Source organism: Kribbella sp. NPDC050459, assembly GCF_040655315.1.
Classification (GTDB): Bacteria; Actinomycetota; Actinomycetes; order Propionibacteriales; family Kribbellaceae; genus Kribbella.
The window spans coordinates 350440-375290 of sequence record NZ_JBFAJQ010000005.1; the positions used below are offsets into that span (position 1 = coordinate 350440).

Genomic DNA, 24851 nt, shown 5'->3' on the forward strand with positions numbered 1-24851 from the left:
GGCCGCCTTCGCAGCGACTTAGCGTGACTTAGCCCGCGGTCAGCGTTTGCTGTCAGCCGTGCGGCAACAGGGCGGCGACGCGGGCGGTGCCGATGCGGCAACCCAGCTTCCCGAAGAGCTCGGATGCCACTCGGAGGTGTCCGGCGACTGCCTGAGCGTCACCGTCGTCCGCGGCCAGCTCGGCGGCGACCAGCCGGCCCCAGGCCTCGAGTCGCAGGTAGCCCTGCGGCCGGAAGGCCTCGACGACCTGTTCGGACAGCGCTCGAGCGGCGCGACGTTCGCCGGCGAAGAGCTCGACAACGACCAGGTTCAGCAACGCGCCCGCGGCCGCCGGCCGGTCGTCGACCGCGTCGCCGCGGTCGAGGGCGATCCGCGCGAGGCGTCGTCCGGCTCTGGGGTCACCGGCCGCCGCGGCCAGCAGTCCGAGGTTGGCCAGCGTCAGATTCTCACCACGCCTGTCGCCGAGCTGCTCACGAATCCGCAACGCGTCACGAAGATGCTTCTCGGCCGGTTCGAACAGTCCCAGGTCGCGTTCGATGCAGCCCTGGTGGTTGAGCGCATGGCCGAGCCCGGACCCGTCGCCGATTCCGGCGAACGTGTCGACCGAGCGTCGTACGGCGTCGAGCGCGCCGTCCAGGTCGCCCGCCAGCCGCTGCGCGTCGGCGTACGCGGACAGGGCGTAGCCGCGGGCCCGCACGGCACCGACCCGGCGGCCGAGCAGGAACGTCTCCTCGAACACCGGGACCATCGACCCGCCGACCGGCGCGAGGGGCAGACACATCGTCACCGCCGGGAAGAACGGCGCAGCCGTCGTGTCGATCAGCTCCAGTCGCCGCAGGCATTCGGCGAATCGTTGCTGCGCGGGCACGACGTCCTCACGGAACAACGCGACCATCGCGGCCAGCCCTTGGGCGGTGGCGGCGACTGGTGCGGATCCGAGGGCGTCGGCCTGTACGAGCGCCTGCGCGGCGGTCTGTTCGATCTCGTCGAGGTCACCGCTACCCAGCAGCAGTGTGCCGCGCAGTACCTCCGTGTACACGACGTCGGTGGGATCGCCGGACTGTTCGGCGACCGCAACGGCTTGGTCTCCGAGGCCCGGCAATCTGTCGCTCAAACCGCTCCGGGCGTCGAGGACCGCGAGTGCGAAGATCGCCCGCGCCCGTTCCCGGGACGGTTCGACGGCCACCGCGAGAATGCGTTCGAGCCAGCCCGCTCCCTCGGCGAAGTGTCCCCGCGCCAGCCAGTACTGAGCCAGGTTCACGCCGAGCAGCAAGGCCCGCTCGCGATCGTTGCGGAGCGCCCATCCGAGCGCGGCACGGAGGTTGTCGTGATCGAGATCGAGCAGCTGTGGACGTTCGACGACGACGCCGGCGCGTTCCGGGTCCTGGTTCAGGGTCAGTTCCAGGAAGTGCCGGCAGTGTGCGGTCTCCAGTTGCTCGACCTCCCGGGCGGCAACGAGCCGCTCCCGGGCGAACTGCTGAATGGTCTCCAGGAGGCGATAGCGCGAGCGAGGACCGTCATGATCGACCAGCAGCAGGGACTTGTCGACCAGGCGGCCGAGGCAGTCCAGCACGTCCGTCGCCGGAAGGTGCTCGTCCGCGCACACGCGCTCCGCCGAAGGGAGCGCGAAGCTGCCGGCGAAGACCGCGAGCCGGCGCAGCAGTACCTGCTCGTCGTTCGACAGCAAGGCATGACTCCACTCGAGCGCGGCTCGCAACGTCGCGTGCCGAGTGAGCTCACCCGGTCGGCCGAGCAGCGCCAGCGCGTCACTCAAGCGCTCCGCGATCTCCGCCGGCTCCAGGTGCGAGGCACGAGCAGCCGCCAGTTCGAGTGCGAGCGGGATTCCGTCGAGGCAGCGACAGATCTCCACCACGGCCGTGGCGTTGTCCGCATCGAGGACGAAGCCGGGACGGACGGCCTGGGCTCGCTCGACGAACAGTCGCGCCGAAGCCAACGTCCCGAGCCGGGCCACGTCCGCGGCGTCGCCGGCCTCGGGCAGTTCGAGTGAGGGCACCCGGAACGTCACTTCGCCCTCGGCGTGCAGAGGTTCCCGGCTGGTCGCCAGCACGCTGACTCCGGGGCAACCGCGCAGCAGAGCGCCCGCCAGTCCGGAGCAGGCGGCGAGCAGATGTTCGCAGTTGTCGAGCACCAGCAGCAGATTGCGAGGGGCGAGGCGGGTGAGCAAGGTCCGCAGGGAGTCCGAGCCGGCCGCTGGATCCAGCCCCAGTGCGGCGGCAACGGTGTCAGCGACCAGGTGCGGATCCGCCACCGGTGCCAGGTCCGCGATCCAGATCCCGTCCGCGTACGAGTCGAGCAGTCTGCGCCCGGCCTCCTCCGCCAGCCGCGTCTTGCCGGCACCGCCGACGCCGGTGAGCGTGACCAGCCTGCCGCGCTCGAGCAGGCGATGGACATCCGCGATCTCGCGCTCGCGGCCGACGAAGCTCGTCAACCCCGGCGCGAGGTTGTGCCGGGGCGTCGTGAGGGGTTCCTCCGTGCTCCCGGCAAGCAGGTCGCGGTACAGCCGCTGCGTCTCCGGATCAGGGTCGGAGCCGTACGTCGTACGCAGGTCACCGCGCAGCCGTTCGTACTGCGCCAGCGCCTCCGACAACCGGCCCATGGCCGCATGCCGCCGCATCAGGCTTCGAACGCCGTGCTCGTGCAGCGGATCGATGGCGAGTGCGCGCTGCAGCGCGTCGAGCGCCTCCACCTCGGAACTGCTCGCCGCGGCCGCGTCCGCGAAGTCGACGAGCAGATCGCAGAAGGCCTCCCGCAGTTCTTCCCGCGGCCGCGCGGCCCAGTCCTCGAACCGGTCCTCGGGCAGCAGATCGCCGGTGTAGGCGGCAACTGCCGAGCGAAGCTCGGCGAGGTCGCCACTGGTTCGGCCCGCGGCCGCCAGTCGTTCGAAAGTTCGCACGTCGACCTCGACGAGTCCGTCCGACCGCAGCGCGATGACGTCGTCCCGCAACTCCAGCCAACCGGTGCTCGACTCGTCACCGGCGAGCACCCGCCGAGCGACGTGCAACGCTTGGTGCAGATTGTTCATCGCGGACGCCGGGGCCCGATCCGGCCACAGCGCCTCGACCAGTGCGTCCCGATGCAACCGCTGCTCGCGGGCGAGCGCCAGGATCTTCACGAGCGTCCGGGCCTTCCGCAACCGCCAGCCCCCGCTGTCCAGAGGCACGCCCGCCCGCTCCACACCGAATCCGCCGAGCAACCGAATCCACACAACGCCCTCCCCCGACGAGGGTAGATCCCCGAACGAGGGTCAGCGGGCCGGCGGGCGGATCACGCAGGCGAGAGCGATCGCCGCCAGGACGCCGAAGGGGATGGCCTGGAGCTCCTGGAAGGTGATCAGTTTGTAGAGGGTGAAGTAGATGATCCAGGTGGCGTAGAGGATGACGGCCGGGCGCCCGAGGCGGTGACCGCGGAGGTGAGCGACGGCTGCCAGCAGGCCGATGAGGCTGAGGAACTCGTACGCAACCACGAAGCTCACCCCGATCCCGTCCCAGCCCTCCAGGCCGGTGAAGTAGATCGCCCCGTATCCGCCGACCGCCGCGATCAGGGCGACCAGGACCGACCCGACAACCGCCGCGGGCCGCCGCCGATGGCCGGTGGTGGGATCGGTGGTGAGGTCGGTGGTGGTGCCAGTGGTGCCGGGTGTGGTTGTCACGGTGTCTCCTCGGTAGAAGTTGATGCGCTCCACGGTCCCGGCCGGTGTGTCCCGGCGGGCAGGGGTGGGCATCACGTTCCGGCTCGGGACTTCTTGTCCCGTGACGCCGGGACACCTCGGCGGCGATGATGCCTTCATGGGGGTAGTTCCCGGAATACTCGCGATTCTCGCCGGACTGTTCGGCGCCGGCGTCCACGCGGTCAACGCCGCCGCGGGCCGCGCGATGGGGCCGTCGTTCTGGTTGATGGAGCTCGCGGCCGCGGTCGCGTACGGGCTCGCGGCCCTGCTCCTGCGCTCTCCCGGCGCCCGCCGGATCCAGTTCGTGCTGGGAGCGATTGCACTCACCCAAGGTCTCGCACTGCTCGGCAGCGAGCTCGGGGCACTCACCGGCGACGACTGGACGACCTGGCTGGGTGCCTGGCTCTGGGCGCCCGGGTACGTCGCGATCGCCGTACTGCTCCCGGTGCTGCTGCCGGACGGCCGCGCGCGGTCCCGGCTCGCGTTCCTGGTGAACGTCGCCGCAGTTGCCGCGATCACGCTCGTCTGGGCGCTCACGCCGTACGACTCTCAAGACTTCCCTGAGGCCCTCCGCGGTGCGACGAACCCACTCGCCGTCGCGGCCGTCGGCGGCCCGATCGCCGGTGCGGTCACCGGCTTGCTGCTTCTCGTCGCGGTCCTGGTGGGCCTCGTCTCATTGGTCACCAGATGGCGAGCGGCCGCGGATCTCGAGCGACAGCAGCTCAAATGGGTCCTTGTCGGGTATGCCTGCACGCTCGTCCTGTTCGGGATCGCGAGGTTGCTCCCGGCCGCCGCGACCGGTCCGGTCGCGGCTCTCGCGATGCTCCCACTGCCGATCGCGATCGGGATCGCGGTGCTACGCCACGGCTTGTGGGACGTGGACGTCGTCATCTCGCGAGCACTGGTGTACGGCGGTCTGTCGTCGCTCGTGGTCGCCCTGTATGCCGGCACCGTGTGGCTGGTCGGCGATGGACTCGGCACCACGACCGGTACGCCGATCCTCGCGACAACCGTGGTTGCGCTGGCCGCATTGCCCCTGCGTTCCTGGCTTCAGCGGCACGTCAATCGCCTGGTGCACGGCGATGTCGAGGAGCCGTACGCCGTACTCACGCGACTGGGCCGGCGACTGGCGGCGGCCACCACACCCGACGACCTGACCGAACGGGTCCTGCCGTCGGTGGTCGAGCGGGTGGCGCGGTCGCTGCGGGCAGCGCGTGCGTCGCTCGAGCTGCGGGACGGTTCGGTGACGTCGTACGGCGACGGCCCGAGTGGTGGCACGACCGTCGAGCTGATGTACGCCGGCGAGTCGCTCGGTGAGCTCACGGTCGCGCGGTCGTCGGAGTTCGACCGGCACGAGCTGCGCGCTCTCGACGAACTCGCCGTGCAGGCCGCCGTCGCGGCGCACACCGTCCTGCTGGCCCGCGAGGCGCAGCGTGCGCGCGAGGCCGTCGTGGTCGCGCGGGAGGAGGAACGGCGACGGCTCCGCCGCGACCTCCACGACGGCGTGGGGCCGTCGCTGGCCGCTCTCGCTCTGCACCTGGAGACCGCGCGCGACCTCGCGGCGGACGATCCGGACGCCGCCCGGCAGCTGCTCGATCGCCTGGTGCCGCGGCTCAACGCGGCGGTCGCGGACGTCCGGGCGTTGGTGCACGAGCTCCGGCCGCCGATGCTGGACGAGCTCGGGCTGGCGGCCGCGGTGCGCGCGTTGGGGAACCGGTTGTCCACAGGTACGACCAAGGTGCGGGTGACCGCGGACGAGATCCCGGGACTGCCTGCCGCTGTTGAAGTCGCGGCGTACCACATCGCCGGTGAGGCGACCGGCAACGCGGTCCGGCATGCTGGTGCGGGGGCCGTTGCCGTCCGGGTGTGCGACGCGGACGAGTGCGTGCGGATCGAGGTCGCCGACGACGGTCGCGGGCTGCCCGATCGACCGCGAATGGGCGTCGGTACGGCGTCCATGCGCGAGCGGGCCGAGGAACTCGGTGGTCAGCTGCAGATCGAATCCGGCCCGTTCGGTACGACGGTGACCGCGCTGCTGCCGAAGGAGGCGGTATGACGGTGCGAGTGCTGGTGGTCGACGACCACCCGTTGTATCGCGAGGGCCTTGTCACCGCGATCTCGACCATGCCGGGAAAGGAAGTGGTCGGTGAGGCGGCGGACGGTGAGCAGGCGGTCCGGCTTGCCGAGGAACTGGAACCGGATGTCGTGGTCATGGATCTGCACATGCCGGTGCTGAACGGCGTGGAGGCGACCCGGCGGGTGACGCAGCGGCATCCGAACATCGCCGTACTCGTGCTGACGATGCTGGAGAACGACGAGTCGGTCTTCGCCGCTGTCCGGGCCGGGGCGCGTGGATATCTGCTGAAGGGAGCCGACCGGGCCCAGATCGGGCGGGCGCTGGACGGGGTGGCGCACGGCGAGGCGGTGTTCTCGTCGGCGATCGCCGGTCGGGTGCTGGCGTACTTCGCCGCCGGCCGGCCGGGGCCGGAAGTCGCGCCGTTCCCCGAGTTGACGGATCGCGAGCGTGAGATCCTCGACCTGGTCGCCCGAGGCTTGACGAACGCCGCGATCGCGCGCCAGCTGGTCGTCAGTGACAAGACGGTCCGCAATCACGTCTCCAACATCTTCACCAAACTCCACGTCGCCGGCCGCGCCGAAGCCGTGGCCCGCGCCCGCGACGCCGGCCTCGGAAGCCAGGATTTCGGCTGATCGCGCCGTACCCGGGTCGCCACCGAGGTCAGCGTTCGACTGGTCCGCCGCCTGAGGTTCGGAAGAGTGTCAGGGGGATCGGGCCGCGGTGCAGGACGTGAGGGATGTCGGCCCAGGGGTAGAGGGGCTCCGTGGGGTTGAGGTTGCGGAGACGGTCGAGGGCCCGGTCGGACGGCGTCGAGAGGGCGGCCGCGGCCTCGGGGGTGTACGGCACGAAGTCCTCGGGTGGTTGCGGGCGGAGTTCGGGGTCGTGGCGTTTCAGCAGGATGCAGGTGTTGGCGGGGTCGAGCAGGGCGGCGTCGAGCGTCCAGTAGTCAATGACGACGGGGCCGATCCGGCCGGACTGCTGGAGTGCGGCGAAGATCGGGGCCGGGTGGACGGGGGACAGGAACACGACGTCGGCCCAGCAGCAGCCGAGCGGGTAGACCGGGTTCTTGAGGGTCTCCAGCCGGGCGGCGTACTTGCCGAGCTCGCGCGCGTAGATGTCGGGGTAGTGCGTCCGTAACTGGTTGAGCGGCAGGATGTCGTCACCGTGGATGTCACCCGCGGCCTTGTAGAGAAGAGTCGTCATACATGAAAGCCTCCGCACACGGGAATCCGTGCCGGAGGCTCTGCCTACATTCTAAGGGATCCCCAATGATCAAAGCGATCCTCGGCAGCACGGTGTTCTTCTTCGCTGCCCCGTGCGTGGTCGGCGGAGTGCTGCCGTGGTGGGTCAGTGGGTGGGCCGCGCCGCGGTTCTGGCCGGGGTTCGTGATCGTGGCCGCGGGTGCGTTCGTCGTACTGCGGGCGTTCGTGCGCTTCGTCCGCGAGGGGCGGGGTACGCCGGCCCCGGTCGCGCCGACCGAGGAGCTCGTGGTCGGCGGCGACTACCGGTTCGTGCGGAACCCGATGTACGTCGGCGTGGTCGCGGCGATCCTCGGGCAGGCGCTCGTGTTCCTCGACTGGCGGGTGCTGGCGTACGGCGTCCTCGCCTGGGCCGTGATGGCGTCGTTCGTCCGGTGGTACGAGGAGCCGGCGCTGCGGGCGCGGTACGGCCGCCGGTACGAGGAGTACTGCCGGACCGTCCCGGCCTGGATCCCGCGGCGCCGCTAGGCGGGTAACCTGCACGGCTGCAAAGTTGCAGGGAATAATTGTTTGCAGTGACTGCAAGTTTGTCCGTAGCCTGGACGGCGTGATGCACGTCGAGGGTGGGTTGCGGGAGCGCAAGAAGCAGCAGACGCGGGCGGCTCTGGCCGAGGCCGCGCTGCGGCTGGCGCTGGAGAAGGGGCCCGACCAGGTGACGGTCGAGGAGATCGCCGAGGCGGCCGACGTCTCGGTGCGGACCTTCTTCAACTACTTCCCGCACAAGGAGCACGCGATCCTCGCGCGCAACCCCGAGCATCTCGAGGCGGCGCTGGAGCGGCTGCGGACGGCCCCGGCCGGCGAGTCGCCGCTGACCACGATGTGGTTCATCGTCCACGAGGTCCTGCGGGACCTGGAGAGCGACGGGCAGCTGTCGCGCCGGGGTGAGCTGATCATGAGCTCACCGAGCCTGCTGTACCAGCTGATGCTGTCGAGTATCGACGACGAGCGGCAGCTGACGGCCGCACTCCGCGAGCGGATGGGCGAACCGGCCGGGTCGATCCGGCCGGCGCTGATCGTCAGCGCCGCCGGCACGGCCTGCCGGGTCGCGGTGGAGCTGCACAAGACCGCCCCGGACCGGCCGATCCGCGAATTGCTCGACGAAGGCTTCCAGCTACTTGCCCGAGGCACCGATCCCGACTTCGGGCCGGATCACCACCAGAAAGGTCACTCATGACGACGACCTCGTCATCCACACCGGAACCCGTGGCTGAGGTCAGCACCGCACCGACACTCACGCCGCGGCAGACCATCCAGGCCATCTCCGGCCTGATGATGGGCATGTTCGTGGCGATCCTGGCCGGCACCGTGGTGTCGACCGCGTTGCCGCGGATCATTCACGACCTGGGGGCGAGTCAGTCGTCGTACACCTGGGTCGTCACGCTCGAGCTGCTGACGATGACGGCCACCGTGCCGTTGTGGGGCAAGCTCGCCGACCTCTACAACAACAAGCTGCTCGTCCAGCTGTCGCTGGGCTTCTTCGTGATCGGCTCCCTGGTGGCCGGCTTCGCGCCGAACATCGAGGTGCTGCTCGGCAGCCGCGTCCTCCAGGGCCTCGGCGCCGGCGGTCTGACCGCGCTGGTGCAGATCGTGATGGCGGCGATCATCCCGCCGCGCGAGCTCGGCCGGTACTCCGGCATCTTCGGCGCGATCTTCGCGTCGGCGACCGTCGGCGGGCCGCTGCTCGGCGGTTTCCTGGTCGACTCGCCGCTCGGCTGGCGGGCCTGCTTCCTGGTCGGCGTGCCGTTCGTGCTCGCCGCGATCGTGCTGCTGCAGCGCACGCTGAAGCTGCCGACCGTCCGCCGGGACGTGAAGATCGACTGGTGGGGCGCGGTGCTGATCATGGGCGGCGTGAGCACGCTGCTCGTCTGGTCCTCGTTCGCCGGCAACAAGTTCGAGTGGGTCTCCGGGTGGAGCTTCGGGCTGGTCGCGGTCGCGCTGGTCGCGCTCGCGGCGGCCGTCCTGGTGGAGCGCCGGCACCCGGAGCCGATCATCCCGATGGACCTGTTCCGCAACCGCACGGTGACGCTGGCCATCGTCGCCAGCGCGCTCGTCGGTGTCGCGATGTTCGGCGGCTCGGTGTTCCTGGCGCAGTACTTCCAGATCGCCCAGGGCTACACGCCGACCAAGGCCGGCCTGATGAGCCTGCCGCTGATCCTCGGCATGATGGTCGCGTCCACGATCGCCGGCGCGCTGATCACGAAGTACGGCCGGTGGAAGATCTACCTGGTCGTCGGCAGTGTGCTGCTGCCGATCGGGCTGGCGCTGTTCGGCACGATCGACGCGCACACCTCGAAGTACATGCTGTGGAGCTTCATGCTCGTCCTCGGCGTCGGCATCGGCCTGGTGATGCAGAACCTGGTCCTCGCCGCGCAGAACGACGTACCGGCCCGGGAGCTGGGTGCGGCGACGTCCGCGGTCAGCTTCTTCCGGAGCATGGGCGGCACGATCGGCGTCAGCGTCCTGGGCGCGATCCTGGCGAACAAGGTCACCGAGACGCTGAACCCGGGCGGCGCCTCGTCCGGCGCCGGCAACGCGGTGCCGAACATCGCCGAGCTGCCGCCGGAGATCCGGACGATCGTCGAGAACGCGTACGGCGCGGCGACCGCGGACCTGTTCATGATGTCGGTCCCGTTCGCGGTGCTCGCCCTGGTCGCGGTCCTGTTCATCAAGGAGAAAGCCCTGCTCACCACCTCCGGCGCCGAGCGCCGCGCTGCCGAGGAGCCTGACATCCCAGCGTCCCACTGACAACGTCCTTCACACGCTGGCGGCGCCCAGGCACGCACCTCGCTGCGTTGGAGGAGCGTCCACGATGAACCCCGCATCGAGGACGCTCCTCCGCCTTGCGATGCACGCACCTGGACACCGCCATCGTGCAAACGACGTCGCCAGTGGGACGCTAGATGCATGATCGTCGCATTCAGCATCAGCCCGTCAGCAGGTGACGAGACCGGAGGCGTGAGCGAAGCGGTGGCCGAGGCCGTCCGCGTCGTTCGCGCCTCCGGTCTTCCCAACGAGACCAACGCGATGTTCACGAACATCGAAGGCGAGTGGGACGAGGTCATGGCGGTGGTGAAGCAGGCGGTGGACGCGGTCGCCGCGGTCTCGCCCCGGGTCAGCCTGGTACTCAAGGCGGACATCCGCCCCGGCTACACCGGCCAGCTCACCGCGAAGGTGGAGCGGATCGAGCAGGCGTTAGGCGACTGAGTTCAGGGCCGCGAAGACCTGGTCGTGGCGGTTCTCCCGCTCGGCGTCGCGGAGGAAATGGACGCGGTTGACGAGGATCTCCTCGGCGTCCGGGTGGTTCTGGAGCAGCTGGATCGTTTCGTCGGCGTACTCGGCCAGCGGCATCGCGCGCTCGTCGTTCTCCTGGTTGAGGAGCGTGGTCTGTACGGCGGGCGGGACCAGCTCGATCACCTGGAGCGGCAGTTGGTGGCGGAGGCTCTGTGTGTAGCTGTGGACGGCCGCCTTGGTGGCGCTGTACGTCGGGGTCATCGCCAGCGGCACGAAGGCCAGACCTGAGGAGACCGTCATGATCACCGCGTCCTGTTGCTGAAGCAGATGCGGCGTGAAGGCCGTGACCGTGCGGATGGTGCCCAGCAGGTTGGTGGTGATCGTCTGCTCGGCCGTTGCCAGGTCGTGGTCGCGGAGGTCCTCGACCTGCATGATGCCGGCCATGGTGATCAGCACGTTCAGGTTCGGGTGCTTGGTCGTGACGGTCTCGTAGGCCGCGGTGATCGACGCCGGGTCCGCGACGTCGAGCTCGACGCCTTCGATGCCGTCCTCGGCGGTGATCTTGTCGAGCAGGTCCTTGCGGCGGCCGCTGATGATCACGGTGTTGCCGAGGTCGCGGAACCGCCGGGCGAGTTCGAGACCGATACCCGACGTGCCGCCGGTGAGGAAAATCGTGTTTCCTGTTGTTCTCATGCCTCCAGCGTGGAAGCGGATGCCGCGGGCAACCAGGCTGCGGTCAGCCCCTGCTCGGCAAGCAGTGGTTAACCGCCGGGGCCCGTGGACACTGGAGACATGGAGTACGCCGACCTGTCCGATTTCCTGCGCAAACGCCGCGAGGCCCTGCAGCCCGAAGACGTCGGGATGCCCCGCGGGCGCCGCCGCCGTACGCCGGGGTTGCGCCGCGAGGAGGTCGCGGCGCTGGCGTCGATGTCGGCCGACTACTACAGTCGGCTCGAGGGCGGCCGCGGCCCGCAGCCGTCGGTCGAGATGCTCGGGGCGATCGCGCGGGCGCTGCGCCTGACGCTGGAGGAGCGCGACCACCTGTTCCTGCTGGCCGGCCACGGTACGCCGCCGCGCGCGACACGGGCCTGCCACGTCGACCCCGGCATGCTGCGGATCCTGGACCGCCTGCACGACACGCCCGCGCTGCTGCTGAACCGGTGCGGCGAGGTCGTCGCGCAGACGCCGGCGCACGTCGCGTTCGCCGGCGAGCTGACCAACTTCGACGGGATGGAGCGCAGCGAGGTCTACCGCTGGTTCGTGCATCCGGACACGCGGGCGCTGTACGCCGAACCCGAGTTGTCGACGCACAGCCGCCTGCTGGTCTCGATGCTCCGCACGGTCGCGACGGTCGACGGGCCGAAGTCGTACGCCGCCTCGATCGTCCGCGCGCTGCGCAAGCTCAGCCCGGAGTTCTCCGAGATCTGGGACGCGCACGAGGTGGTCGTCGCGCACAGCCGGACCAAGCGGTTCCGGCATCCGGTCGTCGGCGAGCTGGAGCTGTACTGCGAGCTGATCGACAACCGGGACCAGCAGCAGACGCTGATCGTGTTCACCGCGGAGCCGGGGAGCGAGAGCGCCGAGAAGCTGCGCTTGCTGGGCGTTCTGGGCAGCCAGGCGATGAGCTCTGGACAGGGCTTTGATCGGGAGTTAATTTAAGGATTGAAATTTCATAAGGTTCTGACGGAAAGGTCCGCCCCCATGCTTTCCGATCGATTTCGCCTGTCCGCATTCCTGCTCGCCCTGGTGCTGCTGATCAGCGGCCTGACCTCGACCGCGGTCGCCGGAGTCCAGGCGACCTTCAAGGTGCTCGCCTTCTACAGCGGGACCTGGGACGCCGCCCACATCGACTTCGAGAAAGAGGCCAACCAGCGTTTTCCGGAGTTCGGAGCGCAGAACGGCTTCACCTACACCGCGACGAACAACTGGGACCAGCTCAACAACCTGACCGCCGCGCAGTACCAGGTGGTGATGTTCCTCGACGACTCGCCGCACACCGACGCGCAGCGCAACGGGTTCAAGAACTACATGGACAACGGCGGCGCGTTCTTCGGCTTCCACGTCGCGGCGTACAACGACGCGAGCGGCGGCTGGCCGTGGTTCAACAACACGCTGCTCGGCACCGGCCGGTTCCAGTCCAACACCTGGGGCCCGACCGCGGTCACGTTGCGGACCGAGAACCGCTCGCATCCGGCGCTGGTGAACACCGGTGCGACGTTCCGCTCCTCGGTGAGTGAGTGGTACAGCTGGCAGGACGACCTGCGGAACAACCCGGACATCCAGATCCTGGCGTCGATCGACGCCTCGAGCTTCCCGGTCGGCACCGACCCGAACCAGTCCTGGTACAGCGGCTACTACCCGATCATCTGGACCAACAAGAACTACAAGATGATCTACGCGAACTTCGGCCACAACGCGATGAACTACGAGACCAACACCCGGCTCTCGTCGACCTTCGACAGCCCGGCGCAGAACCAGTTCATGATGGACGCGCTGAAGTGGCTGGGCGGGGCCGGTACGACGCCGCCGGCCGACCAGCCGTCGCCGACCTCGTGGTACTCGATCGCGAACAAGGCCAACGGGAAATGCGTCGACGCCCGCGCGGCCGGGACCACCAACGGCACCGTGATCCAGCAGTACAGCTGCAACGGCACGCAGGCGCAGCAGTTCCAGTTCCAGCCGACGTCCAGCGGCTTCACGCGGGTCAACAACCGCAACGACGCCACCAAGGTGATCGACGTGACCGGGGTTTCCGCGGCGGACAACGCGGGGCTGCAGTTGTGGACGTACGGCGGCGGAAACAATCAGCAGTGGCAGGCCGTTTCCGAAGGCGGCGGCTACTTTCACTTCGTCAGCCGCCTCAGCAACAAGTGCCTGACCGTCCCCAACGGCTCGACCGCCGACAGCACCCAACTCGTCCAACTCACCTGCAACGGAGGAACTGCTCAGTCTTTCCAGCTGACGACAGCGTGAGCTGCGGTTAGATTGCGGCGCATGAGAATCCTGCGTGTGGCCGCTTTGGCGGCAGGAGGTCTGTTGTTGATGGGTCAGGTCGTGCCCGCCCAGGCTCACGGCGGATCGTCGTACCGCTGGGAGCTGACACCGACCGGGACCACGGCGCAGTTCCGTGGACTCGCGGCGGTCAGCAAGGACGTCGCCTGGGTGGGCGGGTCGGGCGGGACCGTGCTGCGGACGGTCGACGGCGGGAAACACTGGCAGAACGTCAGCCCGGCCGGCGCCGAAGCGCTGCAGTTCCGCGATGTCGAGGCGTTCGACGCGCGGCGCGCGGTCGCGTTGACGATCGGGTCCGGCGAGGACTCCCGGGTGTACCGCACGGCCGACGGCGGAAAGACCTGGACGGAAACGTTCCGGAACACGGACGCGAACGCGTTCTACGACTGCATCGCGTTCAACGACGACAAGCACGGCCTGGCGTTGAGCGACCCGGTGGACGGAAAGTTCCGGATCGCCGCGACGTCCGACGGCGGGAAGTCCTGGACGGTGCAGCCGGGCGACGGGATGCCGGCCGCGCTCGCCGGTGAATTCGCGTTCGCGGCGAGCGGTACCTGCCTGGTCGCCGGGCACGGCCGGACGGCGTGGTTCGCGAGCGGCGGCGGTGACCGGCCGCGGGTGTTCCGGACCGTCGACGGCGGCCGGCACTGGACGGTCGCGGACTCGCCGATGGCCAGCGGCGCAGCAGCCGGCATCTTCAGCCTCGCGTTCCGGAACAGCTTGTTCGGCGTCGCGGTCGGTGGTGACTTCCTGAAGCCGACCGAGGCCGTGAAGGCCGCGTCCGTCACCTCCGACGGCGGCCGGACCTGGCAGCTGGTGCCGGCGGACAAGGCGCCGAAGGGCTACCGGAGCGGGTCGCACTTCGTCCCGTGGTCGCCGACGACCGTGCTCGCGGTCGGCCCGTCCGGGAGCGACGTCAGCTTCGACGGCGGCCGCAGCTGGAAGCAGTTCTACGACGGCAGCTTCGACAGCGTCGAGTGCGCCGGCCACGGTGTCAACGCGGGCTGCTGGGCCTCCGGTGCGAACGGCGCGGTCGGCCGGCTCGTGCACTAGGAGGGCATCTACGGCGCAGGGTCCGCAGCTGCCCTCCCACGTTCAGACCGGCGACACCCGTTCGTCGCGCGGGTGTCGCCGGTTTTCCGGAAGGATGTGGTCATGCGTAAATTGCTGACCGTTCTCGCCGGACTGCTGATGGTGGTCCCCACCGTTGCCGCGGCTCAGCCCGACGCGGGTCGTCCGGGCCGGCCGCTGACCGTCATGACGTACAACATCCACCACGGCGCCGGGATCGACGGCGTCCTCGATCTCGAGCGGATCGCCGCCCTGATCGAGCAGTCCGGGGCCGACGTGATCGGGCTGCAGGAGGTCGACCGGCACTGGGCCGAGCGGAGCAACTGGGTCGACCAGCCGGCCTGGTTCGCGCAGCGCCTGAAGATGCACTACGCGTACGCCGCGAACCTCGACCTGCCGCCGCTGAACCCGGGTGAGCCGCGACGTCAGTACGGCACCGCGATCCTGTCGAAATACCCGATCCAGGACTTCGAGAACACCCTTCTGCCGCTCTACCCGACCGGCGAGCAGCGCGGTCTGGCCGTGGCGGACATCACGGTGCGCGGCGCCAAGCTGCGGTTCGCGAACACGCACCTGACCAGCAACAACAACGCCGAACGGCTCGAGCAGGCGCAGCAGGTGGTCGAGCTGCTCAGCGGCTCCAAGACCCCGACGCTGCTCGTCGGCGACCTGAACGCGACGCCCGAGAAGCCCGAGATCAAGACGCTGACCGCGGTGTACGCCGACACCTGGGACGAGGTCGGCAGCGGCCCCGGCTACACGATCGAGGCGGACAACCCGACCAAGCGGATCGACTTCCAGCTGCACAGCGCGGGCCTGCGCCCGACGAAGGCCGCCGTCCCCGTGACGCCGGCCTCGGACCACCTGCCGGTGGTCGCCTCGTTCGTCCTGAGCTGAACCCAGCAGCTCGCAGAAACGCCCCTCCGGCGCCGGCCGGAGGGGCGTTTTCGTGCGCTCACCTGCGGATTCGCGGAATTACAAGCTTGTAGTTTGTCAAGTCGACACACGGGTGAAACAAAGATACTTGTGTGAAAGCTGTTCCCAATGGGGCTACAGGCAACTAGTGTCACGTATGTGGTCCAGGAGGACCAAAAGTTCACGAACTCTGGGGAAGGGGTTCGTGACCGGCGGAAGGAACCATCCCGATGCGGACGCCCCTCAGGGCCACGTCCGGCGGGCGGGTCACGAGTGCTGGGAAGACCGGCAGAGCAGGCAAGGTGCTGCTCTCCGGGGTGCTCGCGATCTGCTTGGCCGGTGCCATGGCCGTGCCCACCCTCCCGGCCGAAGCCGCCAAGCCGAAGCCGCCGGTGATTCCGTCCAAGGCCGCCGTCGAGCGTGCCAAGCAGGCCGCAGCCTCCAAGGCCGCCCAGGTCGGCGCGATCGAGCGCCAGCTCGCCGCCGCGGCCGCGCGGCTGGAGCAGCTCGGCGTCCAGTCCGGCATCGCCGACGAGGCGTACAACGGCGCCGTCTACCGGCTGCAGCAGGCCAAGGCCGAGGCGGCCGCCGCCGCGGCCCGGGCCGCCGAGGCCCAGAAGACGCTGGCCGCCCAGCGGCAGCAGATCGGCCGCTTCGCCGCCGCGTCGTACCAAGGTGGGGGCGACGTGGCGAAGCTCGCGCCGCTGTTCACCGCGGAGGGCCCGCAGGAGCTCCTCGACTCGGCCGGCACCGCGCACTCGGTCTCGGCGGCGATGCAGGGCTCCTACCTGCGGTTCACCGCCACCGAGGTGATGACGAACCTGTTCAAGGTGCAGGCCGACCAGGCCGTTGTGAAGGTGAAGAAGGCGACCGACGAGGCGGCCAAGGCGAAGAAGGCGGCGGAGGCCGCGGAGGCCGCGCAGTCGGCGGCGGTGACCGCGATCGGCGTCCAGCGCAAGCAGTCGATCGCGCAGCTCGCCACCCTGCAGAACATCTCGGTCCAGGTCGCCGCCCAGCGGCAGCGCGGGCTCGAGGAGCTCGCCCGGCAGCGCGCCGCCGAGCTGGCCGCGCGCAAGGCCGCCGAGCTGAAGCGCCGGATCGCCGCCCGGGAGGCCGCCGAGCGGCGGCGGGAGGCGGCCGAGGCGGCCCGCGAGGCGGCGCAGAAGGCCCGCGAGGAGCGCGAGCAGCAGAAGCAGAACCAGGACAGCGGCAAGAAGAACCCGCCGAAGCGCCACAAGCCGACCCCGCCGCGCGACAACGACGGCGGCAACGATGGCGGTAGCCACGGCACGCGGAGGGGCGCGCAGGCCGCGATCGACTTCGCGATGCGGCAGCTCGGCGACATGTACCTGTGGGGCGCGACCGGCCCGAACCGGTGGGACTGCTCCGGGCTGACGCAGGGTGCGTGGGAGCAGGCCGGCGTCCAGCTGCCGCACTACAGCGTCGCGCAGTACGAACAGATCCGGCACATCGACGAGGACGAGCTGCGGCCCGGCGACCTGATCTTCTGGTCGCTGGACCCCAACGACCCGGGCACCATCCACCACGTCGCGATGTACCTCGGCAACGGGCGGATGATCCACGCGCCGCGGACCGGCAAGCCGGTGCAGATCGACAGCGTGTACTACTGGGAGCCCCCGGACTTCTTCGGTCGCCCCTGATCCAGCGGTCCCCGGCAACGAGCCGTTGCCGGGGACAGTTCTTCTAGGCCAGCCGGTGTCCGCCGTCGGCGTGCAGAACGGTGCCGGTGATGAAACCATTGCGCAGCAGGGCGATGATCGCCGCGGCGATGTCCTGGGTCCGGCCGATCCGGCCGACCGGGAGGCGGGCCGCCATCGCGGCCAGGGTTTCCGGCGCCGCGTCGCCGGCGACGTCCTGCCAGATCGGGGTGTCGACCCAGCCGGGTGAGACCACGTTGACGCGCAACGGCGCGAGCTCGACCGCGAGCGCCGCGGCCAGCGAGGCCAGTGCGCCGTTGAGTGCCGCGAGCAACGAAGCCCTGGGGCTCGGCCGGTACGCCGCGATGCCCGAGGTGAACACGATCGAGCCGCCGGGTTCGAGCAGCGGCGCGCCGTGCTTGGCGAGCAGCAACGGTCCGAGCAGCTTGGAGTCGACCGCGGAGCGGGCCGCGCGGACGTCGTACGCCGCGATCGGCTGGTAGGCGCCGCCGACGTCGGCGGCCGTGGTGACGATGTGGCTGACCGTGCCGGTGACGGCGAAGAGCCGCTCGATGTCCTGCTCGACGCCGACGTCCATGGCGACGGTACGGACGCCGAGCTCCCGGCGTACGTCGGCGAGCTTGTCCGCCGATCGCCCGGCGACGGTGACTTCGCTGCCCTGGGCAACGAGTTCGGCGGCGAGGGCGCGGCCCATACCGGAGCTTCCGCCGACGATCACGACGTGTTCCCGCAACTGTTTCTCCTTCGGTGGTTGACGATTCGAGCCAACCACCGGGTGAGTCAGTCCGCCACGTCGTGTTGCCTAACGACCGTTAGGCCGGGACTAACGGTCATCGCCCGGAGTACGGGATTGGTCGAGTCGGTGCGCCACACGGCGGCGTACCGGGCGATCAGCGGCCGGCCCGCGAGCGGTCGCCAGACGATGTCCGGCGTGGCGGCGCGGCGGGAGCCGAGGCTGATCGCGGAGCGCCGGACGAGCAGGGCCGACCGCAGCTGCGAGTGGCTCATGCTGATGTCGCTCAGCCGTACGCCGGTGCCGATCCGGCGGAGCGCGTCGTCGTAGAACTCGGGCGCGGCGGCGCGCGGGATCCAGATCAGCTCGAGCCCCGCCAGGTCGTCGAGCGTCAGTTCGGGTTCGGCGGCGAGCGGATGGGTCGCGGTCAGCAGGACTCCGAGCTCCTCGTCGGCGAGCTGCTCCGATGTCATGGCCGGCGGCAACGTCACCGGCGCGCGGACCAGGCCGAGGTCGATCTCGCCGGCGCCGAGCATCCGGAGCTGGTCGGTGGTGGTGCCGGCCTCCAGCGTGACCGTGCCGGCCGGGAAGCGTTCGGCGGCCAGCTGCTCGAGGGCGGCCGGAAGCCAGCCGGGGATTCCGTTCAGCAGGCCGAGCCGGAGGATCGGTTCGTCCAGGCCGGCGGCCCGGCGCGTGTCCTTCAGCGCCAGGCCGGCCGCCTGGATGGTCTCCCGGGCGCGGGCCAGGAAGACCTGCCCGGCCGGGGTCAGCTCGACGCCGCGGCTGTGCCTGATCAGCAGGCTGGTGCCGACCTCGCGCTCGAGCTGCTTGATCTGCTGGCTGAGGGTCGGGGTGGAGATGTACAGCCGCTCGGCGGCCCGGCCGAAATGCAGCTCCTCGGCGACGCCGACGAAGTACCGCAGCTGCCGAAGCTCCACCGGGCGATTCTATTCAGGGGGTCGCGACTAGCCGACCGAGATTGGCCCGGGCGTCGAGGGTTTCGTGGATCCGGGCGACGTCGGCGAGCGGGTGGGTCGCGTGCACGACCGGGCGGAGCTCGCCGGTCTGCCAGCGCCGGGTGGCCTCGGCGATGTCGGCACGCGCCTCGTCCGGTCGCGCCTGCTGCCAGCCGTAGAGGGAGACCCCGGTCACCGATCGCGACCGCAGGCCGAGCGCCGGGATCATCGGCACCTCGGTGCTGATCGCGCCGTACGACACCATCGTGCCGAGAGGTTTCACCAGGTCGAGGCCCTGCGCGAAGACGGTGCCGCCGATCGCGTCGAGGACCGTGTCGAGGCCGTCGGGGGCGATCGCGCGGACCCGGTCCGGCCACGCGGGGTCGGTCAGGTCGACGGGCTCCGCGCCGAGGTCGCGGATGAAGTCGAGGCGGGCGGGGGAGGACGCCGTACCGATGATCGTCTTCGGGTCGTAGGAGCGGGCGAGCTGGGCCGCGAGGTGGCCGACGGTGCCGGCGGCCGAATGGACCAGGACCGTGCCTTCGGCCGGGAGGCGGCCCGCTTCGAGGAGCCGGAGAGCGAGCGGGGCGGTCATCGACATCATCGTCGCCTCGGCCGCGTCGGCGTTGTCGGGGATCTGCGCGAGGAAAGCGGCGTCGGCGACCGCGTAGTCGCCGAACGCGTCCTCCGATAGACCGCTGACCCGTTGGCCGAGGAGGGCGGGCGGCGTGCCGGGCCCGAGCTTGACGACGCGGCCGACGACATCGCCGGTCAGCGTGCCGGGGAGCGGGCGGTCCCAGGGGGAGTTGCCGCGGCGGAGCACGGTGTCGATCGCGTTCGCCCCGATCGCCTCGGCCTGGATCAGCACCTGACCGGCGGCGGGCTCGGGGACGGCGACCTCGTCGAGCTGGAGGACGTCGGGACCGCCGTGGCGGTGGAAGCGCACTGCGCGCATGGTGGGTACTCCATATCGTGGGAGTCATAAATAATGGGAGATTCCCACGATAGCGCCGCGCGTCGCCGGTGCCAATAGAGTTGGTGCGGTGAAGAAGTCGCCGAGCCACCGACTGTCCGACCACGCGCTCTGGGCGTTGGGGCGGGCGAGTCAGCACGCGCAACGGCTGGTCCGGCAGCACATGACCGACGCCGGCGTCCGGACGCAGCACTACCACGTGCTGGCGAGCCTGGCCGACGACGGCGAGGCCGCGCAGGCGACGCTCGCGGACCGGATCGGGCTGGATCGCAGCGATCTGGTCACGCTGCTCGACGAGCTCGAGGAGCTGGAGTTCCTGGCGCGGCGGGTCGACCCCGCCGACCGGCGACGCAAGATCGTCGCGATCACCCCGGCGGGCGAGCGGCAGCTCACCGCGATGGACGAGCTCATCCACGCCGCCGAGACGGACCTGCTGAAGCCGCTCACCGCGGCGGAGCGCAAGACCTTGCTGAGCCTGCTCCGCCGCGTCTCAGGCGATTAGTGTCCCTCGGTCTTCAGGCGCTCGAAGGAGGCGGTGATCTCGGCCTCGGCGTCGGCGCGGCCGACCCAGGTGGCGCCCTCGACGGACTTGCCGGGCTCGAGGTCCTTGTAGACCTCGAAGAAGTGCTGGATCTCGAGGCGGTCGAACTCCGGCACGTGGTGGATGTCGCGCAGGTGCTCCTGACGCGGGTCGCCGGCCGGGACGCAGAGGACCTTGTCGTCCGGGCCCTTCTCGTCGGTCATCCGGAACATGCCGATCGCGCGCGAGCGGATCAGGCAGCCCGGGAAGGTCGGCTCGGGGAGCAGGACGAGGGCGTCGAGCGGGTCGCCGTCCTGTCCGAGGGTGTCCTCGATGAACCCGTAGTCGGACGGATACTGGGTCGCGGTGAACAGCGTCCGGTCCAGCCGCAGACGGTTCGTCTTGTGGTCCAGCTCGTACTTGTTGCGGGTGCCCTTGGGGATCTCGATGAAGACGTCGAACTCCATACGGCAGATACTGTCACGGTTCCGACCGACCGAATGACAGGAGCAGCCCGGTGGCCCGACCTGCCCGTGCGGCATTCGTCACGCTGCTCGCCACGGCGCTCTGCGCCGGTCTGATGAGCAGCGCGCGCGCCGTCCCCGGATCAGCGCAGACCACACGGCAGGCCGCAGCGCAGGCACCGGCCGTTCTGGTGCCGGCGACCACCGAAGGCGCCGCACCGACCGCGGCCGGCGTCGGCAAGGCGCTCGCGGCGGTCCTCAAGGACCCGTCGCTCGGCCCGCACCACGGCATCTACGTGTACGACGCGTCGCGTGGCAAGCCGGTGTTCTCGGTCGGGGCCGCCACGCCGTACACACCGGCCTCCACGCTGAAGCTGCTGACCACGGTCTCGGCGCTGGCGAACCTCGGACCGGAGCACACCTTCACGACCAAGGTGGTGAGCACGGGCCAGGGCTCGATCGTCCTGGTCGGCGGCGGTGACCCGCTGCTGGCCGCGAAGCCCTCCGCGAGCGACGGCTTCCCCGCCCGCGCCACCCTCCAGGCCTTGGCTGCGAGCACGGCGAAGGCCCTGAAGGCTCAGGGCGTCGCCTCGGTGACTCTCGGGTACGACGCGTCGCTGTTCTCCGGGCCGGCGGTCAACGCGAACTGGGAGGCGAACTACGTCCCCGAGGGCATCGCTGCCCCGACCTCGGCGCTCTGGGTGAACGAGGGACGCCTGTCGCCGGGCATGGCCAAGCGGTCGACCTCCCCGGCGCAGACCGCCGCCACCTCCTTCCAGAAGCTCCTGCAGCAGTACGGCATCAAGGTCGCGGCGACCACGAAGGCCACGAAGGCGCCCGCCGCTGCCAAGCCGCTCGCACAGGTCAAGTCGCCCACGCTCGGCCAGATCGTCGAGTACGTGAACCTGCACAGCGACAACGACGGTGCCGAGGTCCTGCTGCGGCAGGTCGGCATCGCGACCGGCAACGGCGGCTCGTACGCCGGCGGCGTCCAGGGCCTCCGCGCCACGCTGACCAAGCTCGGCCTGGATGTCAGTAAGGCCCGGATCTACGACGGCAGCGGGCTGACGCGCGCCAACAAGGTCCCGCTCGACCTGCTCGCCGGTGCGGTCCGGGTAGCCGTGTCCAAGGACCACCCGGAACTGCGGCACCTCCTGAGCGGTCTACCGGTGGCCGGCTTCAACGGGAGCCTCCGGGAGCGATTCACCACCGCAGGGACGGGCACTGGGACCGGTATGGTCCGCGCGAAGACAGGAACGCTCACAGGGGTCCACAGCCTGGCTGGTTACGCCCGTGACCGCTCCGGCACGCTCTTGGTGTTCGCGATCGCCAGTGACAGCGTGCCGGTCCCGAAGACGCTGGACGCCCGCGCCGCACTGGACCGTGCGACCGCCGCGCTGGCCAATTGCGGCTGCTGATCGGGGGCGCATGTTGGGACATACCACTAGGGTCTTTGTATGAGTACGGCGGAAGGCGGGACCACGGCCGAGATGGTCGACTGGCAGCTGGCGACCGGCGTGGCGCGGAAGTTGCTGCGCCCGGGCCCGGCGGTCAGCCGCGCGGAGGCGGACCAGGTGGTCGCCGAGCTGCGTCAGTTCGCAGCCGAGTCCGAGGGCCACGTCCGCGAGTTCACCGGGCTGCAGGCCACCTCGGCCACGGCCCCGGTGATGATCGTCGACCGGCCCGGCTGGGTGCAGGCGAACGCGGACGGTTTCCGGACCGTGCTGCAGCCGCTCGCGGACAAGCTGCGCGAGAAGGCGGACCGGACTCCCGGCCTGTCGTCCGCGGTCGGTTCCCGGGTGACGGGGATCGAGGCCGGCGCGCTGCTGGCCTTCCTGTCGTCGCGGGTGCTCGGCCAGTTCGACCCGTTCTACCCGGCGCAGCCCGACCCGGACCGTCCCGGTCTGACCGGTCGGCTGCTGCTGGTGGCGCCGAACGTGATGCACGTGGAGTCCGAGCTGGGCGTCGTACCGCGGGACTTCCGGTTGTGGGTGTGTCTGCACGAGGAGACGCACCGGGTGCAGTTCACTGCGGTGCCCTGGCTGCGGGATCACCTGCGCTCGGAGATCGCCCTGTTCCTGGACCAGGCCGAGCTGGACGCCTCGGCGTACGCCGCCATGTTCCGGGAAGCGGTGCAGCGGCTGGGCAGGTCAGTGCGCGGTGAGGCCGAGCTCAGCCTGGTGGACCTGATGCAGTCGCCGGAGCAGCGCGCCGTGCTCGACCGGCTGACTGCAGTGATGTCGTTGCTAGAGGGCCACGCCGACTTCGTGATGGACGGGGTCGGGCCGTCGGTCATCCCGACCGTGGACACGATCCGGTCCAAGTTCACGTCGCGGCGCGCGAGCGGCAACCCGGTGGACCAGCTGCTGAAGCGGCTGCTCGGGCTGGACGCGAAGCTCCGGCAGTACAAGGACGGTGCCGCGTTCGTCCGCCGGGTGGTCGACCGGGTCGGGATGGAGGGCTTCAACCGGGTCTGGACCGGCCCGAACACGTTGCCGACCAAGAACGAAATCGCGAACCCCGATGCCTGGATCGCCCGACTTCACGGCTGAGCACCTGGTCGAGCAGCGGCGGGGGAAACTGCACCCGGCCGTTGCCCGTTCCAGGGAAGCCGTCCGAGCCACGCTGGCCGAGCTGCCGCAAGGTACGACGGTCCTGGTCGCCTGCTCCGGTGGGACTGACTCGCTCGCGCTGGCGGCCGCTACCGCCTTCGAGGCGCCCAAGCTCGGTCTGAGGGCCGGGGCGGTCATCGTGGACCACGGGCTGCAGCCGGACTCGTCGCACGTCGCTGAGACAGCTGCTGAGCAGTGCCGTGGGCTCGGGCTCGACCCTGTTCTCGTCCGTGAGGTCGAGGTGGGTACCGAGGGCGGACCGGAGGGCGCTGCTCGGACGGCTCGGTACGACGCTCTGCGGGATGTGGCGGACGAGCTGGCCGCAGATGTCGTGCTGCTGGCCCACACGCGTGACGATCAGGCTGAGACCGTGCTGCTCGGGCTGGGCCGCGGGTCAGGAGCGCGGTCCTTGGCGGGGATGGCCCCGGCGGTGGGGTTGTTGCGGCGGCCGTTCCTGGAGGTGCCGCGGGCCACTACGGCTGCTGCGTGTATCGCCTCGGGGCTGCGGCCGTGGCACGATCCGCACAACGACGACCCGCAGTACACGCGGGTCCGGGTGCGTCACGAGGTGCTGCCCGTGCTGGAGGAGGCGCTGGGGCCCGGTGTGGTCGAGGCGCTGGCCCGTACGGCGGGACTGCTCCGGGCGGACGCGGATGCGCTCGATCAGCTCGCCGCGGAGGTGGCCGAGACCGCGCTGAGCCGGGCCGAGGGAGAGGTCCGCAGCGACGTCGGCGTACTCGAGGACCAACCCGCCGCGATCCGGACGCGAGTCCTGCGGCAGGCCGCGCTCGAAGCCGGTTGCCGCGCCACCGACCTGACCGCGGGCCATGTGGCGTCGGTCGACGCGCTGGTGACCGACTGGCGCGGCCAGCGCTGGATCGATCTGCCCCAGGGCGTCCGGGCGATCCGCAAGGGCGGATTCATCATCCTCGGCCCGGATGTGACAGGCTGAGCCGCGTGGATGCGGCGGACATCGAGAAGGACCTGACCAAGATCCATTACACCGAGGAGCAGATCCTCGCGAAGCTGCGCGAGCTCGCAGCGCGGATCGAGGCCGACTACGAGGGCAAGGACCTGCTGCTGGTCGGCGTCCTGCGCGGCGCGGTGATGGTGATGGCCGACCTGGCCCGGTCGTTCAGCCGGCACGTGGAGATGGACTGGATGGCCATCTCGTCGTACGGCTCCGGGACCAAGTCGTCCGGCGTGGTGCGGATCCAGAAGGACCTGGACACCGACATCACCAACCGGCACGTGCTGATCGTCGAGGACATCATCGACACCGGTCTCACGCTGAGCTGGCTGGTCAGCAACCTGGAGTCACGCAAGCCGGCCTCGCTGGAGCTGTGCACGGCGTTCGTGAAGCCGGACGCGGCGAAGATGCGGGTCCCGGTGAAGTACGTCGGCCTGGAGCTGCCGGACGAGTTCGTCGTCGGGTACGGGCTGGACTACGCCGAGAAGTACCGGAACCTGCGCTGCGTCGGCACACTGGCTCCACACGTCTATTCCTGATCCACCCTTCAGGGCAGACTTGGTGACGGCCTGTACAACGGGTCGTACTGTCCATTGGTGACCCTCGTGCTGTGTTGTCTTGTGCGGCACGAGACACTTGGACTGGTATTACCGTCACAAGCCCGCGACACCCGGGCCTGCCGAGCTAGGAG

Annotated in this window: 24 protein-coding genes; 16 read left to right on the forward strand and 8 right to left on the reverse strand. The window is 70.0% G+C overall.

Annotated elements, in window-relative coordinates; genetic code table 11:
• Positions 1-52: 52 nt before the first annotated feature.
• Both AB0I12_RS20475 and AB0I12_RS20480 read right to left on the reverse strand, forming a co-directional pair.
• Positions 53-3226, reverse strand: coding sequence for a BTAD domain-containing putative transcriptional regulator (locus tag AB0I12_RS20475; RefSeq protein WP_359931844.1), 3174 nt, complete (start codon positions 3224-3226; stop codon positions 53-55).
• A gap of 39 nt (positions 3227-3265) precedes the next feature.
• The gene (locus AB0I12_RS20480) at positions 3266-3670 is read right to left on the reverse strand and encodes a hypothetical protein (protein ID WP_359931847.1); all 405 of its coding nucleotides are present in this window, start codon (positions 3668-3670) and stop codon (positions 3266-3268) included.
• Between the two features lie 136 nt (positions 3671-3806).
• On the opposite strand from AB0I12_RS20480, the gene AB0I12_RS20485 reads away from it, so the two are divergent.
• Together AB0I12_RS20485 and AB0I12_RS20490 are read left to right on the forward strand one after the other, a co-directional pair.
• On the forward strand, positions 3807-5744 hold the full coding sequence (locus AB0I12_RS20485) for a histidine kinase (protein ID WP_359931850.1): 1938 nt from the start codon (positions 3807-3809) through the stop codon (positions 5742-5744).
• Positions 5741-6397: a response regulator transcription factor gene (locus tag AB0I12_RS20490; RefSeq protein ID WP_359931853.1), complete on the forward strand. Its 657-nt coding sequence runs from the start codon at positions 5741-5743 to the stop codon at positions 6395-6397. Before AB0I12_RS20485 ends, AB0I12_RS20490 begins: the two co-directional genes overlap by 4 nt.
• A 28-nt stretch (positions 6398-6425) precedes the next feature.
• On the opposite strand, the gene AB0I12_RS20495 is transcribed toward AB0I12_RS20490, so the two are convergent.
• Complete coding sequence (locus AB0I12_RS20495) at positions 6426-6968, reverse strand: hypothetical protein (RefSeq protein ID WP_359931856.1); 543 nt, start codon at positions 6966-6968, stop codon at positions 6426-6428.
• A gap of 65 nt (positions 6969-7033) precedes the next feature.
• Here AB0I12_RS20495 and AB0I12_RS20500 point away from each other — a divergent pair, with 65 nt between their 5' ends.
• The 4 genes from AB0I12_RS20500 to AB0I12_RS20515 all read left to right on the forward strand — a co-directional run bounded on the left by AB0I12_RS20500 (position 7034) and on the right by AB0I12_RS20515 (position 10228).
• Positions 7034-7492: an isoprenylcysteine carboxylmethyltransferase family protein gene (locus AB0I12_RS20500; protein WP_359931859.1), complete on the forward strand. Its 459-nt coding sequence runs from the start codon at positions 7034-7036 to the stop codon at positions 7490-7492.
• 82 nt (positions 7493-7574) lie between these two features.
• On the forward strand, positions 7575-8198 hold the full coding sequence (locus AB0I12_RS20505) for a TetR family transcriptional regulator (RefSeq protein ID WP_359932135.1): 624 nt from the start codon (positions 7575-7577) through the stop codon (positions 8196-8198).
• A gap of 29 nt (positions 8199-8227) precedes the next feature.
• Positions 8228-9769, forward strand: a complete 1542-nt coding sequence (locus tag AB0I12_RS20510; protein WP_359931862.1) for an MDR family MFS transporter — start codon at positions 8228-8230, stop codon at positions 9767-9769.
• A 159-nt stretch (positions 9770-9928) separates the two neighbouring features.
• Positions 9929-10228, forward strand: a complete 300-nt coding sequence (locus AB0I12_RS20515) for a thiamine-binding protein (RefSeq protein ID WP_131335531.1) — start codon at positions 9929-9931, stop codon at positions 10226-10228.
• On the opposite strand, the gene AB0I12_RS20520 is transcribed toward AB0I12_RS20515, so the two are convergent.
• On the reverse strand, positions 10217-10948 hold the full coding sequence (locus AB0I12_RS20520) for an SDR family oxidoreductase (protein WP_359931865.1): 732 nt from the start codon (positions 10946-10948) through the stop codon (positions 10217-10219). The two genes, AB0I12_RS20515 and AB0I12_RS20520, sit on opposite strands and share 12 nt — an antisense overlap.
• 99 nt (positions 10949-11047) lie before the next feature.
• Between AB0I12_RS20520 and AB0I12_RS20525 the strand changes: the two genes are divergently transcribed.
• The 5 genes from AB0I12_RS20525 (at position 11048) to AB0I12_RS20545 (ending at position 16914) form a co-directional block, all read left to right on the forward strand.
• Positions 11048-11914 carry a helix-turn-helix transcriptional regulator gene (locus AB0I12_RS20525; protein WP_359931868.1) on the forward strand — a complete coding sequence of 289 codons (867 nt, stop codon included), beginning with the start codon at positions 11048-11050 and terminating at the stop codon, positions 11912-11914.
• A 42-nt stretch (positions 11915-11956) separates the two neighbouring features.
• Complete coding sequence (locus tag AB0I12_RS20530) at positions 11957-13228, forward strand: ThuA domain-containing protein (protein ID WP_359931871.1); 1272 nt, start codon at positions 11957-11959, stop codon at positions 13226-13228.
• 21 nt (positions 13229-13249) lie between these two features.
• The gene (locus tag AB0I12_RS20535) at positions 13250-14320 is read left to right on the forward strand and encodes an oxidoreductase (RefSeq protein ID WP_359931874.1); all 1071 of its coding nucleotides are present in this window, start codon (positions 13250-13252) and stop codon (positions 14318-14320) included.
• Between the two features lie 102 nt (positions 14321-14422).
• The gene (locus AB0I12_RS20540) at positions 14423-15235 is read left to right on the forward strand and encodes an endonuclease/exonuclease/phosphatase family protein (protein WP_359931877.1); all 813 of its coding nucleotides are present in this window, start codon (positions 14423-14425) and stop codon (positions 15233-15235) included.
• Between the two features lie 248 nt (positions 15236-15483).
• Positions 15484-16914: a C40 family peptidase gene (locus AB0I12_RS20545; RefSeq protein ID WP_359931880.1), complete on the forward strand. Its 1431-nt coding sequence runs from the start codon at positions 15484-15486 to the stop codon at positions 16912-16914.
• Positions 16915-16957: 43 nt separating this feature from the next.
• On the opposite strand, the gene AB0I12_RS20550 is transcribed toward AB0I12_RS20545, so the two are convergent.
• From AB0I12_RS20550 to AB0I12_RS20560, 3 genes are read right to left on the reverse strand one after another with little or no spacing between them, the layout of a single operon-like run.
• Positions 16958-17665: an SDR family oxidoreductase gene (locus tag AB0I12_RS20550; protein ID WP_359931883.1), complete on the reverse strand. Its 708-nt coding sequence runs from the start codon at positions 17663-17665 to the stop codon at positions 16958-16960.
• 47 nt (positions 17666-17712) lie between these two features.
• Positions 17713-18603, reverse strand: a complete 891-nt coding sequence (locus AB0I12_RS20555) for a LysR family transcriptional regulator (protein ID WP_359931886.1) — start codon at positions 18601-18603, stop codon at positions 17713-17715.
• A gap of 13 nt (positions 18604-18616) precedes the next feature.
• Positions 18617-19576, reverse strand: coding sequence for a zinc-binding dehydrogenase (locus AB0I12_RS20560; RefSeq protein WP_359931888.1), 960 nt, complete (start codon positions 19574-19576; stop codon positions 18617-18619).
• 88 nt (positions 19577-19664) lie between these two features.
• Between AB0I12_RS20560 and AB0I12_RS20565 the strand changes: the two genes are divergently transcribed.
• Positions 19665-20096, forward strand: coding sequence for a MarR family winged helix-turn-helix transcriptional regulator (locus AB0I12_RS20565; RefSeq protein WP_359931891.1), 432 nt, complete (start codon positions 19665-19667; stop codon positions 20094-20096).
• Here the strand turns inward: AB0I12_RS20565 and AB0I12_RS20570 are convergent.
• Positions 20093-20581, reverse strand: coding sequence for an inorganic diphosphatase (locus tag AB0I12_RS20570; RefSeq protein ID WP_355481895.1), 489 nt, complete (start codon positions 20579-20581; stop codon positions 20093-20095). The genes AB0I12_RS20565 and AB0I12_RS20570 overlap by 4 nt on opposite strands.
• 50 nt (positions 20582-20631) lie before the next feature.
• On the opposite strand from AB0I12_RS20570, the gene dacB reads away from it, so the two are divergent.
• The 4 genes from dacB to hpt are packed head-to-tail and all read left to right on the forward strand — an operon-like array spanning position 20632 to position 24699.
• Positions 20632-21996, forward strand: a complete 1365-nt coding sequence (gene dacB, locus AB0I12_RS20575) for a D-alanyl-D-alanine carboxypeptidase/D-alanyl-D-alanine-endopeptidase (RefSeq protein WP_359931894.1) — start codon at positions 20632-20634, stop codon at positions 21994-21996.
• Between the two features lie 39 nt (positions 21997-22035).
• Positions 22036-23130 carry a zinc-dependent metalloprotease gene (locus tag AB0I12_RS20580; protein WP_359931897.1) on the forward strand — a complete coding sequence of 365 codons (1095 nt, stop codon included), beginning with the start codon at positions 22036-22038 and terminating at the stop codon, positions 23128-23130.
• A complete protein-coding gene (tilS, locus tag AB0I12_RS20585; RefSeq protein ID WP_359931900.1) occupies positions 23102-24142 on the forward strand; it encodes a tRNA lysidine(34) synthetase TilS in 1041 nt (346 codons plus the stop codon). The genes AB0I12_RS20580 and tilS overlap by 29 nt, the downstream gene beginning before the upstream one ends.
• 5 nt (positions 24143-24147) lie before the next feature.
• Entirely contained in the window at positions 24148-24699 is a 552-nt protein-coding gene (hpt, locus tag AB0I12_RS20590; protein WP_355481903.1) for a hypoxanthine phosphoribosyltransferase, read from the forward strand.
• Positions 24700-24851 lie beyond the last annotated feature (152 nt).

Bases quoted from the DNA above. Each gene is read 5' to 3' on its own strand.
- AB0I12_RS20485 (WP_359931850.1), top strand. From the start codon at position 3,807: ATGGGGGTAGTTCCCGGAATACTCGCGATTCTCGCCGGACTGTTCGGC.
- AB0I12_RS20490 (WP_359931853.1), top strand. From the start codon at position 5,741: ATGACGGTGCGAGTGCTGGTGGTCGACGACCACCCGTTGTATCGCGAG.
- AB0I12_RS20495 (WP_359931856.1), bottom strand. From the start codon at position 6,968: ATGACGACTCTTCTCTACAAGGCCGCGGGTGACATCCACGGTGACGAC.
- AB0I12_RS20500 (WP_359931859.1), top strand. From the start codon at position 7,034: ATGATCAAAGCGATCCTCGGCAGCACGGTGTTCTTCTTCGCTGCCCCG.
- AB0I12_RS20505 (WP_359932135.1), top strand. From the start codon at position 7,575: ATGCACGTCGAGGGTGGGTTGCGGGAGCGCAAGAAGCAGCAGACGCGG.
- AB0I12_RS20515 (WP_131335531.1), top strand. From the start codon at position 9,929: ATGATCGTCGCATTCAGCATCAGCCCGTCAGCAGGTGACGAGACCGGA.
- AB0I12_RS20520 (WP_359931865.1), bottom strand. From the start codon at position 10,948: ATGAGAACAACAGGAAACACGATTTTCCTCACCGGCGGCACGTCGGGT.
- AB0I12_RS20525 (WP_359931868.1), top strand. From the start codon at position 11,048: ATGGAGTACGCCGACCTGTCCGATTTCCTGCGCAAACGCCGCGAGGCC.
- AB0I12_RS20530 (WP_359931871.1), top strand. From the start codon at position 11,957: ATGCTTTCCGATCGATTTCGCCTGTCCGCATTCCTGCTCGCCCTGGTG.
- AB0I12_RS20535 (WP_359931874.1), top strand. From the start codon at position 13,250: ATGAGAATCCTGCGTGTGGCCGCTTTGGCGGCAGGAGGTCTGTTGTTG.
- AB0I12_RS20540 (WP_359931877.1), top strand. From the start codon at position 14,423: ATGCGTAAATTGCTGACCGTTCTCGCCGGACTGCTGATGGTGGTCCCC.
- AB0I12_RS20545 (WP_359931880.1), top strand. From the start codon at position 15,484: ATGCGGACGCCCCTCAGGGCCACGTCCGGCGGGCGGGTCACGAGTGCT.
- AB0I12_RS20560 (WP_359931888.1), bottom strand. From the start codon at position 19,576: ATGCGCGCAGTGCGCTTCCACCGCCACGGCGGTCCCGACGTCCTCCAG.
- AB0I12_RS20570 (WP_355481895.1), bottom strand. From the start codon at position 20,581: ATGGAGTTCGACGTCTTCATCGAGATCCCCAAGGGCACCCGCAACAAG.
- AB0I12_RS20580 (WP_359931897.1), top strand. From the start codon at position 22,036: ATGAGTACGGCGGAAGGCGGGACCACGGCCGAGATGGTCGACTGGCAG.
- tilS (WP_359931900.1), top strand. From the start codon at position 23,102: ATGCCTGGATCGCCCGACTTCACGGCTGAGCACCTGGTCGAGCAGCGG.